Origin of the sequence: Streptosporangium sandarakinum, assembly GCF_013409935.1 — a bacterium.
Lineage (GTDB): Bacteria > Actinomycetota > Actinomycetes > Streptosporangiales > Streptosporangiaceae > Streptosporangium > Streptosporangium nondiastaticum.
The window spans coordinates 2,113,147-2,125,731 of sequence record NZ_JACCCO010000001.1 but is presented as its reverse complement, the minus strand read 5'-3'; the positions used below and the strand labels follow the sequence as shown (position 1 = coordinate 2,125,731).

General features: G+C 74.2%; 9 protein-coding genes. 1 reads left to right on the top strand and 8 read right to left on the bottom strand.

Annotated features, from left to right (window positions below):
- Window positions 1-47 precede the first annotated feature (47 nt).
- The 5 genes from HDA43_RS09395 to HDA43_RS09375 form a co-directional block, all read right to left on the bottom strand.
- Window positions 48-1,223 (bottom strand): MFS transporter, encoded by a 1,176-nt coding sequence (locus HDA43_RS09395; protein ID WP_179819347.1) that lies wholly within the window; start codon window positions 1,221-1,223, stop codon window positions 48-50.
- Between the two features lie 150 nt (window positions 1,224-1,373).
- Window positions 1,374-2,114 carry a TetR/AcrR family transcriptional regulator gene (locus HDA43_RS09390; protein ID WP_179819346.1) on the bottom strand — a complete coding sequence of 247 codons (741 nt, stop codon included), beginning with the start codon at window positions 2,112-2,114 and terminating at the stop codon, window positions 1,374-1,376.
- A 112-nt stretch (window positions 2,115-2,226) separates the two neighbouring features.
- Window positions 2,227-4,524 (bottom strand): YhgE/Pip domain-containing protein, encoded by a 2,298-nt coding sequence (locus HDA43_RS09385; protein WP_179819345.1) that lies wholly within the window; start codon window positions 4,522-4,524, stop codon window positions 2,227-2,229.
- Window positions 4,521-5,234 carry an ATP-binding cassette domain-containing protein gene (locus HDA43_RS09380; protein ID WP_179819344.1) on the bottom strand — a complete coding sequence of 238 codons (714 nt, stop codon included), beginning with the start codon at window positions 5,232-5,234 and terminating at the stop codon, window positions 4,521-4,523. Before HDA43_RS09380 ends, HDA43_RS09385 begins: the two co-directional genes overlap by 4 nt.
- Before the next feature lie 193 nt (window positions 5,235-5,427).
- Complete coding sequence (locus tag HDA43_RS09375) at window positions 5,428-6,774, bottom strand: M20/M25/M40 family metallo-hydrolase (protein ID WP_179819343.1); 1,347 nt, start codon at window positions 6,772-6,774, stop codon at window positions 5,428-5,430.
- 284 nt (window positions 6,775-7,058) lie between these two features.
- Here HDA43_RS09375 and HDA43_RS09370 point away from each other — a divergent pair, with 284 nt between their 5' ends.
- Window positions 7,059-8,453: an aspartate aminotransferase family protein gene (locus HDA43_RS09370; protein ID WP_179819342.1), complete on the top strand. Its 1,395-nt coding sequence runs from the start codon at window positions 7,059-7,061 to the stop codon at window positions 8,451-8,453.
- 264 nt (window positions 8,454-8,717) lie between these two features.
- Here HDA43_RS09370 and HDA43_RS09365 read toward each other — a convergent pair whose 3' ends face one another.
- The 3 genes from HDA43_RS09365 to HDA43_RS09355 all read right to left on the bottom strand — a co-directional run bounded on the left by HDA43_RS09365 (window position 8,718) and on the right by HDA43_RS09355 (window position 12,308).
- Window positions 8,718-10,295 (bottom strand): tetratricopeptide repeat protein, encoded by a 1,578-nt coding sequence (locus HDA43_RS09365; protein ID WP_179819341.1) that lies wholly within the window; start codon window positions 10,293-10,295, stop codon window positions 8,718-8,720.
- Window positions 10,296-10,498: 203 nt separating this feature from the next.
- A complete protein-coding gene (locus HDA43_RS09360) occupies window positions 10,499-11,146 on the bottom strand; it encodes a response regulator transcription factor (RefSeq protein ID WP_179819340.1) in 648 nt (215 codons plus the stop codon).
- Between the two features lie 16 nt (window positions 11,147-11,162).
- On the bottom strand, window positions 11,163-12,308 hold the full coding sequence (locus HDA43_RS09355) for a sensor histidine kinase (protein ID WP_179819339.1): 1,146 nt from the start codon (window positions 12,306-12,308) through the stop codon (window positions 11,163-11,165).
- Window positions 12,309-12,585: the final 277 nt, after the last annotated feature.

Genomic DNA, 12,585 nt, shown 5'->3' with positions numbered 1-12,585 from the left:
GTCCGGAACCGGCGGCGGTCCGGGACGTCGGCCGGTGACCCGCGGGTTCAGCGGGACCCGGCGAGCGACCACAGGGACACCGCCATGAGGAGGGCGGTCAACCCGCCGCAGATCATCACGATGGAGATCGGGAAGGCGTCGACGAGGCGGCCGCCGAAGAACGCGCCGAGGGCGAAGGTCGCCTGGAACGAGGAGGTGAAGAGGACCATGGCGGCTTCGGGCGCGTGCGGGGCGGCGCCGATGAACGACGCCTGCGAGCAGACGGGCACACCGCCGTAGGCGAGGCCCCAGAGCACGAGCGACACCGCGGCGCCGGCGGCCGTGGCGCCGGCCCAGGGCAGCAGCAGGGTGACGGCCGCGATCAGGCAGCCGCAGGCCACGAAGGCGCCCCGGGGACGCGTGGCGACGGCCCTGCCCGCCAGGAAGTTGCCGGCGATCCCGGCCGCGCCGTACGCCAGCAGGACGGCGCTGACGGCCGCGGGACGCAGGCCGGTGACGTCCTGGAGGAAGGGCGTGACGTAGGTGTAGGTGCCGAAGTGGGCCAGGACGACGAGGAAGGTGGCAAGCAGGGCGACGACGGTGCCCCGGGCGCGCAGCAGGCCGAGCAGGACACGGAGGCCGGTGGCCTGGTCACCGGGCAGCGGCGGCAGCAGCACCAGCAGGGCGACCAGGACGAGGACGGCCAGCGCGGCCAGGGCGAGGAACGAGACCCGCCAGCCGGCGAGCTGGCCGAGGAGGGTTCCGGCCGGTACGCCGAGCACGGAGCCCAGCGGCACGGCGGAGAAGATGACGGCGGTGGCGGTGCCGACGGACGGCGGCGCCACCAGGCGGCCGGCCAGCCCGGCCCCGATCGACCAGAAGCCGCCGATGGTGAGGCCGACGAGCACCCTGGAGACCAGCATGACCCAGTAGGAGGTCGCCCCGGCCGCCAGGACGTCGGCGACGGCGAGCACCGCCATGAGGACGCACAGCATCACGCGGCGGTCCAGTCGGGCGGTGGTCAGCGTGACGGCGGGCGCGGCGACCGCGGCGACGATGCCGGGCAGCGCCATGGTGAGCCCCGTGATGCCGTCGGAGACGCCGAAGTCGGCGCCGATGGCGGTCAGCAGGCCGATGGGCAGGATCTCGCTGGTGACGATGGCGAAGATCCCCAGCATGAGCGAGATGATCGCGAACCAGTCGATGAGGGGCGGGCGAGGCCGGGTGAGCGTGGTCGTTGGCATGGTTCCCGTCCAGGGGAGGGCGTGTGGACTGCGGGCGTCCAGCCAAGCAGGGACGAGGCGGCGGGCACCGGCAGGTTTCGGACCACACCGTCGCCGGAACGGGTGTCGGGGACGGCCCCCGCTCCGGACCCGAGCCGGAGCGGGAGCCGATCAGCCGGTGACCCTCCGGTGCAGCAGATCGGCGAGCGTGGCGTGCAGCTCCTCCAGCGGGCGGTCCGGGTGCAGCGCCCGGCGCTCGATGGAGACGGTCACCACCATGCCGAACACGGCGGTCGCCGCGGTCTCGACGTCCAGGCCCTCCCGCACCAGGCCCTCGGCCACCGCCCGGCGCAGCACGCCGGCGTAGACGCCCAGCACCTGGTCGCGCAGCCTGGCCACCGCGCTCTGCCAGGCGGTGCGCCACATCTCGGCGAGCAGCACCCGGGCGAACGCGCCGTACTCCTCGAAGAACCGCAACTGCGCCATGACCACCGCGTCCAGGGCGTCCAGCGCCGTGCCTCCGCCCGGCGCGGCGGGGCCGCCGGCGCCGTCCCGCCCGGTACGGCCGGCGTCGCGGTCCGGGACGGCGGGGCCCGGCCCGCCCGACGCGGCGTCGGCCAGCACGCCGGCCAGGTGCTCGATGCCGTGGTCGAGCATCGCCGCGAAGAGCGCCTCCTTGCTGCCGAAGTTGTAGAACACGGTGCCCTTGGCCACCCCGGCGCGCTCGGCGATCGCCTCCACCGTGGCGGCGGTGTAGCCCTGTTCGGCGATCACCTCCACGGCCGCGGTGAACAGCTTCAGGCGGGTCTCGGCCCGGCGCCCGCCCGCCTTCGCCGCGGCCCTCGGCGGGGCCGGGGCCGGGGGCGGCGCGCCCCGCCGGGGGGCGGCTCCGGACCGGCTGATCTCCGTCATGGGCCAACCGTAGCCACAGGAGCGCCCCCGGACGGAACCGTCGCGCGGACGGCGTCGCGGGACGGCCGGGCCGCCGCGCCGCCGGCCCGGGACGAAACCGTCGCGCCGGCGGTCACAGCGACAGCTCCGGGTGGAGGCGGCGCAGCGACCAGGTGCGGCTCCTGTGCACCGCGTGGATCGTCAGGGCGAGGCCCAGCGCGGTGGTCAGGCCGAGCACCCCGCACGCCTGCCAGACCACGGTGAGGTCGCCGCCGCTGATCAGCCGCCGCAGCGCGCTGACCACCCAGCTCATCGGCAGCCACGGCGAGATCGTCTGGAAGAAGCCCGGTGAGGTCTCGATCGGGTACGTGCCGGCCGAGGAGGTGAGCTGCAGCATCAGCAGGGCCAGCACCACGACCCGGCCCGGCGGGCCGAGCAGCGCGTTGACCGCCTGCACGACCGCGAGGAACGCCGCCGCGGTGAGCAGCAGGATCCCGGCCACCCCGGCCCAGTGCGCGGCCTCCATGCCGAGCCCGAAGCGCAGCACCGCCAGCAGCACGCCCACCTGGGCCGCGCCCAGCACCAGGGCCGGCAGCCAGCCGCCCACCGCGATCCGCCACGCGGCGGCCGTGCCGGCGAGGAGGCGGGGGTTGAGCGGACGCAGCACCATGTAGCTGACCATCGCGCCCACCCACAGGGCGAGCGGGACGAAGAACGGCGCGAAGCCGGTGCCGTAGTTGGGCACCTCGTTGAGGACCTGCTTGGCCACCCTGACCGGCTCGCTCATCATGTCGCTGCGGTCGGCGCGCTCGCCCTTGCCGTAGTCGGGGATCTCCTTGGCCCCGTCGCCGAGCTTGTCGCTCAGCTCGGCGGAGCCGTCGGTGAGCTCGCCGAGGCCGGTGGTGAGCTCCCCGGCGCCCCGGTGCAGGCGGCCGACGCCCCGGTCCACCTGGGTCGCGCCGTCGCTCAGCTTGACGATCCCGCCGCCGAGCTGGTTGAGCCCGTCGGACAGCTTTTCCGCGCCGTTGCCGAGCTTGGTCAGCCCCGCGGTGAGCTTGCCGTTCGCGGCCGTCGCGTCACCGAGGCCCTTGGAGACCTGCTGGGAGCCGTCGGCCAGCTTGCCGAGGCCCGTGTCCAGCTCGTTGAGCTGGTCGCGGAGCTGTCCGATCCGCTGCCCCGCGGTCGGCGCGACCTCCGCCGTACGGGCCGCGATCTCGGAGATCCGCTGGGCGTTCTGCCGGAGCCGGTCCGCCACGCCGCTCGTGTCGCCGCCGCCGGAGGACCCCTCCAGCCCGCCGGACACCTGCTGGACGGCCTCGGTCAGCCGGTCGGCGATGGCCCGCAGCCGCGGGTCGGCGTCGGGGTTGGACTCCACCCAGCTCTGCAGCTGCTGGGCCTGCCGGCGGGCCTGCTCGGCGCCCTGGGTGAGGCCGCCGGGCAGTGAGTTCAGTGAGTCCGCGCCGCCGGCGACCCGGTCGGCGCCCTCCTCGACGGCCTGCGCCAGCGTGCGCAGCCGCGAGCCGTTCTCCTCCAGCACCGGGATGACCTCGTCGGCCACCGCGTTGACCTTCGACACCTGGGCGTGGACCTGCCGGTAGACCTTCGCGTTGCCGTCGGCGACCTGCTTGGCGCCGCCTGCGAGCTTGGTCAGGCCCTGGCCCAGCTTGCGCGAGCCGCTCTCCGCCTGGCCCAGGCCGGTGGCCAGCTCGCCGGCCCCGGCGGCCAGCTTGCCGGTGGCGGTGTCGGCGCTGTTCAGGCCCACGGCGAGCTGGTGCGTGCCGTTCTTGGCCTGGCCGAGACCGTCGTTCAGGGAGGACGCGCCCTCGCCCGCCTTCGCCGAGCCGTCGCGTAGCTTGTCCGCGCCGTTCGCGGCCTTGGCGGTGGCGTCGTGCAGCTCCCCGAAGGAGACGAAGACGTTGTTCCAGTAGTCCTTGAGCGCGGTACGGCTCGCCGCCTCCCTGACCTCGGCGAACACCGCGTCGGAGATGGTGCCCATGATGTAGCTGCGGCCGGTGTCCACCCGCACGCCCAGCTCGGCGGGGGTGGGCGTGCCGTTCTTCTCGGACGGCGAGGCGAGGTGGGAGCTGAAATCGGCGGGGATGGTCAGCGACAGGTAGAAGCTGCCGTCGTTGACGCCGTCGGCGGCCTCGCGGGCGCTGACCCGGTGCCACTCGAAGACCTTCCGGTCGCGCAGTTCGTCGGCCAGCTCGCGGCCCGCGTCGATCGTCTTGCCGTCGGCCTTGGCGGGCCGGTCCTCCATGACGAGGGCGACCGGGATGTTCTCCAGGTGGCCCTGCGGGTCCCAGAACGACCACAGGTACAGCCCCGCGTACAGCAGCGGCAGCATCACCACGCCGGCCAGCGCCGAGCGGGTCAGCCGCGAGCGGGTGAACCGCCGCAGTTCCAGCCGTCCCGGTCCCAGCGCCCTCATCGGTCCTCTCCCTCGTGTCCCTTACGTGTCTCTTGTCCGTCGTTCTCGCCGTCCCCGTCCGGTACGGCTTCCGCTCCGCGAGCGGCGGCCTCCCGGGCCGCGGCCCCGGAGGGCAGGTGCACCGACGGCGCCGGGGCGTCCTCGACGCAGGAGGCGACGATGGTCAGGCCCAGGCCGGCCAGGTCCGACAGCGTCCCCCAGATCGCCTCCTCCTGGTCCGCGGTGACGCCGATGTCGATGTTGTCGGCCACCAGCAGCCCGGGTTCGTCGAGCAGCGCGAGGGCGATGCCGAGGCGGATCCGCTGCTCCCGGCCCAGGTCGCGGACGAGGGTCCGGTCGTCGGGCGGAAGGTCCAGCCCGGCCAGCTCCAGGGCCCGCGCGGCACGCGCCTCCTGCCGGCCGCGCCGGAGGAGGCCGGGGGACCGCTCGTGCAGGTGCTCGCCGACCGATAGCGCCTTCTCCAGGTCGTTCACCCCGTCCACCAGGCCGAGCGCCGCGATCCGCCGGATCGCCTTCGGCGAGGTGTGCCCGGCGACCGAAATCGTGCCCCCGGTGGGTTTCATCCGCCCGGCCAGGGTGAGGAGAAGGCTCGTCCGCCCGCTGCCGGCCTGGCCGGTGATCGCCGTGACGCAGCCCGGTTCGGCGTGGAGGGTGACGTCGCGGTAGGCCCAGCCGTGGTCGCCCTTCAGCGACAGGTCCGCCGCGCGCACCTCGGCTCCTCGGAACACCGCGTACCCCCATTCTTTAAACTGACCAGTCAGTATAAAAACTATCACGCAAAAGAGCCCTGCCCGACGGCGGGCAGGGCTCTTACCGGCCGGTCCTCCGCGGGGCGGCCCCGGACCCGCCGGGATGCCGGACGGTTCCGGTCCCCGGCGGACCCGTTCCGGTCCCGGGCGGGCCTCAGGCCGTCGCGGCGCCGTACCGCTGCAGGAAGAGCGCCTCGGCCAGGATGTTGCGGCGGAGCTCGGCGAGGTCCACGCGCTCGTTGGGCGCGTGGATCGAGGCGTCGTCGTCCTCGGCGCCGAACAGCAGGATCGAGGCCGCCGGGAACTGCTTGGCCAGCGTGGAGACCAGCGGGATCGAGCCGCCCGTGCCGACGTCGCGCGGCGGGCGGCCGTAGGCGCGCTCCATCGCCTCGTTCAGCGCGGTGCGGGCCGCGCCGCCGGAGTCGGCGAGGAAGCCGGAACCGGCGACGTAGTCGCTGAAGCCCACCTTGACGCCCCAGGGGGCGACCTGGTTGAGGAAGTCGACCACGGACTCGACGGCCGTCCTCGGGTCGGCGGCCGGGGGGACCCGCACGGTCACCCGGGCGCGCGCGACCGGCTGGACCGCGTTGATGGCCCCGGAGACGGTCGGCACGTCCAGGCCGGTGACCGTGATGGCGTAGGAGGCCCACAGCCGGTCGGCCAGCGACCCCGAGCCGACCAGCGAGACGCCGTCGAGCACGCCCGCGCCCTTGCGGAACTCCTCCTCCGAGGGGCCCGCCCCCAGGAAGACGCCGCGCGGCAGGCCGGGGACGCGGATGTCGCCGTTGTCGTCGTGCAGGGCGGCGAGCATGCGGATCAGCGCGGCGAGGGCGTCCGGGGCGGCGCCGCCGAACGTGCCGCTGTGCAGCGACTCGCTGAGGGTGCGCACCTCGACGGTGAACGCGCCCATCCCGCGCAGGGAGGTGGTCACCGCCGGGTCGTCGACGTGCGGGTTGCCGGTGTCGGCGACGATGATCGCGTCGGCGCGGAGCAGCTCGGGGTTGCGCTCGACGAACGCCTCCAGGCGCTCCCCGGCGTACTCCTCCTGGCCCTCGATGATGACCTTGACGCCGACCGGGAAGCGGCCCTGGAAGACGCGGAGGGCGGCGACGTGGGAGATGACACCCGACTTGTCGTCGGCGGCGCCGCGGCCATAGAGGGCGCCGTCGATCTCCGTCGGCTCGAAGGCCGGGGTGCGCCACAGCAGCGGGTCCCCGGCGGGCTGGACGTCGTAGTGGGCGTAGAGCAGGACGGTCGGCGCGCCGGGAGGCGCCGGGGCCTCGGCGTAGACGGCGGGGAAGCTGCCGTCCACCGGGATCTGGCGTACGTGCGGCAGCCCCGCGCTGCGCAGCAGCTCCTCGGTGGCGGCGGCCGCCGCGTGCACCGGCTCCTCCGGGTGGCCGGGGAAGGCCACCGAGGGGATGGCGACGAGCCGCTTGAGGTCTTCGACCGCCTGGGGCAGGCCGGCGGCGACGGCGCCCTCGATCTCGTCAGGAGTCACGAACTTTACCCCGCATCTCAATATCTGATCGTTTCCGTTGCGGCGCGGCCGGTGGGGTGGGCCGCTCCAACGACCGATTCCAGCACATCCCACCTCCGACCTGCGGCCCGAGGGTCGCGCGCCGCCCGTTCCGCCCCATTATCGACTCGCGGATTCCGTTGCTTGGGCCTGATGTGACAACGGATTTCGACGCGATCCTACGGCGACGCCACGTTTTCACTTGTCAATGTCCGTATTTGCCGGGCACACTGGTTGGTAGCCCAGCACAGCGAGGGAAGATGGTAATGACGCACCCCGAAAACACCGACGTGGCTTCGATCATGCAGGCCGCCCAGGACAACCTCTGGATGCACTTCACCCGGCACGGCGCCTATCAGGACTCCGAGGTGCCGATGATCGTCCGTGGTGAGGGCTCGTACATCTACGACGTCCACGGCAAGCGCTACCTCGACGGTCTCGCCGGGCTGTTCGTGGTCCAGGCCGGGCACGGCCGCAGCGAGCTGGCCGAGGCCGCCGCCAAGCAGGCCCAGGAGCTGGCGTTCTTCCCCCTGTGGTCCTACGCCCACCCCAAGGCGGCCGAGCTCGCCCAGCGCCTGGCCGAGCAGGCCCCCGGCGACCTCAACCGGGTCTTCTTCACCACCGGCGGCGGTGAGGCCGTCGAGACCGCCTGGAAGCTCGCCAAGCAGTACTTCAAGATGACCGGCCGTCCCCTCAAGCACAAGGTCATCAGCCGCCAGATCGCCTACCACGGCACCCCGCAGGGCGCCCTGTCGATCACCGGCATCCCCGCCTTCAAGCAGATGTTCGAGCCGCTGGTCCCGGGCTCGGTGCGGGTGCCGAACACCAACCACTACCGCGCCGACGAGATCACCGGCGTGCCCGGCATGACCCCCGAGCAGTACGGCTACTGGGCCGCCGAGCGCGTGGCCCGCGCCATCGAGATGGAGGGCCCCGACACCGTGGCCGCCGTCTTCGTCGAGCCGGTGCAGAACGCCGGCGGCTGCTTCCCGCCGCCCCCCGGATACTTCCAGCGCCTGCGCGAGATCTGCGACGAGTACGACGTCCTGCTGGTCTCCGACGAGGTCATCTGCGCCTTCGGCCGTCTCGGCACCATGTTCGGCGGGCAGAAGTTCGACTACGTCCCCGACATCATCACCTGCGCCAAGGGCATGACCAGCGGTTACTCCCCGATCGGCGCCATGATCGCCTCTGAGCGCCTGTTCGAGCCGTTCAAGAGCGGCACCGAGATGTTCGCCCACGGCTACACCTTCGGCGGCCACCCCGTCTCCTCCGCCGTCGCCCTGGCCAACCTCGACCTGTTCGAGCGGGAGGACCTCCTGGGCCACGTCACCCGCAACGAGCCGGTCTTCCGCGCCACCCTGGAGCGCCTGCTCGACCTGCCCATCGTCGGGGACGTCCGCGGCTCCGGATACTTCTGGGGCATCGAGCTCGTCAAGGACAGGACCACCAAGCAGACCTTCGACGCCGACGAGTCCGAGCGCCTGCTCCGCGGCTTCCTGTCCAAGGCCCTCTTCGACGCCGGGCTGTACTGCCGCGCCGACGACCGGGGCGACCCGGTCATCCAGCTCGCCCCGCCGCTCATCTGCGGCCCCAAGGAGTTCGACGAGATCGAGTCGATTCTGCGCTCCGTGCTGACGGAGGCGTGGAGCCTGCTCTAGCCGCGCCGCGTGCCGCGCGCCGTACGTCCCCGCACCGGCGCGCGGCGCCGCCCCGCCCCTTCGTCCCCCGTTCCTCCGGCGTCCCGCCGGAACCGAAGGGAACCGCAATCGGGTGGCGCTCGCCCCCGGCCTGCCGTACACGCGGGTCTCCGAGGCCGTCGCCGCCCGATCCAGATCCCGTACGGCCCGCTTCCCGCGCTCCTGCCGCGCGGGGCGGGCCGTACGGCTGTACGGGGGCGGGCCGTACGGCCACGCGGGGCGGCGTCAGGGCGGCCAGGCCGACCGCAGGTCGCGGGCGACCGCCAGGACCCGCTCGACCTCCGCGGGGGTCGGCCACGGAGCGCCGCCCGGGCGCAGCAGTGTGTCCCGCACCGAGGCCAGATACGCGAGCGCGTCCCGCGGGACGTCGCTCCGCCCGGCCAGCCAGGCCAGCGCGCCGGCGCGGTCGCGCGGCGGCCGGGTCACGAGATCCCAGGTGCCCAGGATCTCGGTCAGGTCGGCCACCTTCAGCGGGGTGCCGCCCCGCCGCGCCACGGCGGCGGCCGTCAGCTCGGCGCGGGCCACCAGCTCCGGCGAGGCGGGACGGTCCCAGAACGGCGGGAGCACGACCGCCGGCCGCCGCGGGCCCGCCCCGGGATCCTTCGCCGCGTGGCGTCCGCCCTCGTCCTGACGTCCCGCCCGGGACGCGATGCCCTCGCCGTGACGTCCGGCCTCCGCCGTCGGTGAGGCCAGCTCGGCGGCGGCGCCGCGGTGCCCGGCCCGCGCCGCCTCCCGGAACCAGCGCCGCCCGCCCCGCACGTCGCCGCGCTCGGCGATCAGCAGCAGGCCGAAGGTGAAGGCCGCCTCCGGGTCGCCCCCGGCCGCGGCCCGGCCCAGCCAGTGGCCGGCCGCCCGCGGATCGCCCAGCTCCACGCACACGAACCCGGCCATCCGCTGGTCGTCGATCCGCCCGGCGCGGGCGGCCCGCTCGAACCAGGCGCGGGCGGTGCGCAGGTCGCCGCGGGACAGCGCGATCCCGCCGAGCTGGGACGCGGCCCCGGGATGCTCGCTCTTGGCCGCGAGCCGGTAGAACGCCTCGGCCCCCTCGGGGTCGCGGTCGGCCCGCAGGAACAGCCCCAGGTGGTAGGCGGCGTCGGCGTGGCCGCCCCGGGCCGCCAGCTCCCACCAGCGCAGCGTCTCGTCGTCCTCGCTGCGGGTGTAGGCGATGAACCCCAGGTCGTGGGCCGAGGCCAGGTCGCCCGCCACCGCCGCCCTGCGGTGCCACTCCCCGGCGGCCCTCGTCTCCCCGGCGTCCTCGCAGATCAGCGCCAGGCGCCGGGCCGCCGACCGGCACCCGCCGCGCGCCGCCGCCTCGAACCAGCGTCGCGCGCCGGGCACGTCGCCGCGCTGCTCCAGCAGGAGCCTCGCCAGGCCGGCCGCCGCCTCCGCGTCACCGGCGTCCGCCGCCAGCTCGTACCACCGCGCGGCGTCGTCGGGACTGCCGTGCGTCTCGTGCCAGAGGCCCAGGTTGTAGGCGCTGTCCATGTTCCCCCCGGTGGCCGCCCGCTCCCACCAGTGGCGCGCCGCCGCCCGGTCGCCGCGCCGGGCGCAGTGCCGGCCCAGCAGGTGCGCGGCCCGCGTGTCGCCGCCGTGCGCGGCCGACCGCAGCGCCGCCTCCTCGTCCGGATCGAGAGCCGGATCGAGAGCCGGATCGAGAGCCGGGCCGGGACCCGGATCGAGGCCCGGATCGAGACCCGGACCGGGGCCGGTGCCGTGCCGGGCGCCGCGGGGAGGCGGCACCGCCGTACTCCGGGGGGCCGCCTGGGTCGAAACCGTCTCCGGACCATCGGGCCACCACCCCATGCCACCCTCCTCGTCAGGACATCCGACAGATTGCCATGTGACCGAGTGGGCACGGAGTGTAATTGAAATTTTCCCCGGGCAGGCCGAAAGATGACCTCCCTTCACGGGGGCGGCCGGTGCGCCGTCGCGCCTTTCGCCTCCCGGGCCGCCCGTTCCGGGTCATCTGACGAACACGGAGAGTAGTCGAACGCGGTTCGGCCTGGTCAGGTCCAGCCGGGCCTGACCAGGCCGGTCTCGTAGGCGATGACGACGAGCTGGGCGCGATCACGAGCGTGCAGTTTGACCATGGCCCGGCTGACGTGGGTCTTGGCGGTGGCGGGGCTCATGAACAGCTTGGCCGCGATCTCGTCGTTGGTCATGCCGGTGCCGACGAGGGCGAGCACCTCGCGCTCACGGTCGGTGAGCAGGGTGAGTTCGCGGGCCGGGTGGGGCTGCTTGGCGCGGCTGGCGTACTCGGCGATCAGGCGGCGGGTCACGCCGGGGGAGAGCAGCGCGTCGCCGGCGGCCACGACGCGGACCGCCTGGATCAGCTCGGCCGGCTCGGTGTCCTTGACCAGGAAGCCGCTGGCGCCGCCCCGCAGGGCCTCGAAGACGTACTCGTCCAGCTCGAAGGTCGTCAAGATGATGATCTTCGGGCCGGGTGGCATCCGGCGGGTGGCGGTCAGGCCGTCCATGCCCGGCATGCGGATGTCCATCAGCACCACGTCGGGGTCGTGCTCGGCGGCCAGCCGCAGGGCCTGCGCCCCGTCGGCGGCCTCGGCCACCACGGTCATCCCTGGCTGGGCGTCGAGCAGGGCGCGGAACCCGGCCCGGACCAGCGCCTGGTCGTCGGCGATGACGATCTTTATCATGCGGTCTCCTGGTGGATCATGCGGTCTCCCCGGGGGACGGCGTGCTCTCCTCGGGGATCGGCAGCCGCGCCTCGACGCGGAAGCCCCGTCCGTACGGCCCGGCGGTCAGCGCGCCGCCGAGGGCCGCGGCCCGCTCCCGCATGCCGGGAATGCCGTTGCCGCCGCCCAGGCCGCTGCCCGGCCCGTCCGCGGGGGCGTCACCGCCGGTGTCGGTCACCAGCACCACCAGCTCCCGCGGGCCGTACTCCAGGCGGACGGCGACGGAGGCGCCGGGGGCGTGCCGGGTGACGTTGGTGAGGGCCTCCTGGACGATGCGGTAGCCGGCCCGGTCGACGCCCGGCGGCAGGTCCCTCACCGCGCCGGTGACCTCGGTGACGACCGGCAGGCCGCTGCGCCCGGCCAGCTCCTCCAGCCGGTCCAGCCCGGCGGTGGGGGAGCGGGGGGCGCCGTCGCGCAGCACGCCGAGGACCGAGCGCATCTCGGTCAGCACGTCCTTGGAGGCGTGTTTGATCGTGGTGAGCGCGGTGCGGGCCTGCTCGGGGTGGTCGTCGATGAGGTGCAGCGCGGTGGACGCCTGCACGTGGATGAGGGAGATGTTGTGCGCGAGCACGTCGTGCAGCTCCTGGGCCATGGTCAGCCGCTCCTCGCTGGCCTGCCGCCGGGCCTCCTCCCGCGCCACCCGCCGCTGCTCGGCGAGCCGCTCCCGCCGGGCGCGGACGAACTCGCCCGTCGCGAGGACCGTCCCCATGGCGGCGGCGATGGCCAGGACGTGCCACAGGCCCGGGCTGGGGACGGGGGCCAGCCAGGTGGTGTAGACGACGAAGAACACGTAGGTCACCGTCGAGGAGATCCAGGCGGCGCGCCGGTGGCCCAGGGTGACGGCGATGTACAGGGCTATGGCCGGGCTGAAGAAGATGGGCCCGTAGGCGTGGCCGCGGAGGATGAAGACCCAGGTGGCGACGATGTTGACGGCCAGCGCGAAGGCCGGGTGGCGGCGCCGTACGGCCAGGGCCGCCGGCCCGGCGATCAGCAGCGCGTTGCCGAGGAGGTCGACCGGAAGGCGGTCGGGCTGGTTCCACTGCGCGCCCTGGGTCGTCAGGACCTGGAGGGCCGCCATGAGCAGGGGGAGCAGCGGGTCTATCCATCGGGTTCCGGCGCGCACGCCCGAACTTTACGCCCGCCCGCCGTCCGGTTCGTCCGCCCGGCGGGGCAGGGCCGGCTACGCCGTCCGCGGTAGCCGCCGGCCCCCGGGATGCCGAGTTCCGGGAGGCCGGGCTGCGGGAGGCCGGGCTCCGGGCGGCCGGGCGGGGAGAACCCGGCCGGCGGCGGACGGGGAATCGACGAAGGCCGCCCGGGTTCGACCGGCGGCGGGCGGGAATTCGACCGAGCTCATGCGAAGGGCTGACAGAACGAGCGAACCGCGAAAGGCTGGGTCGAGC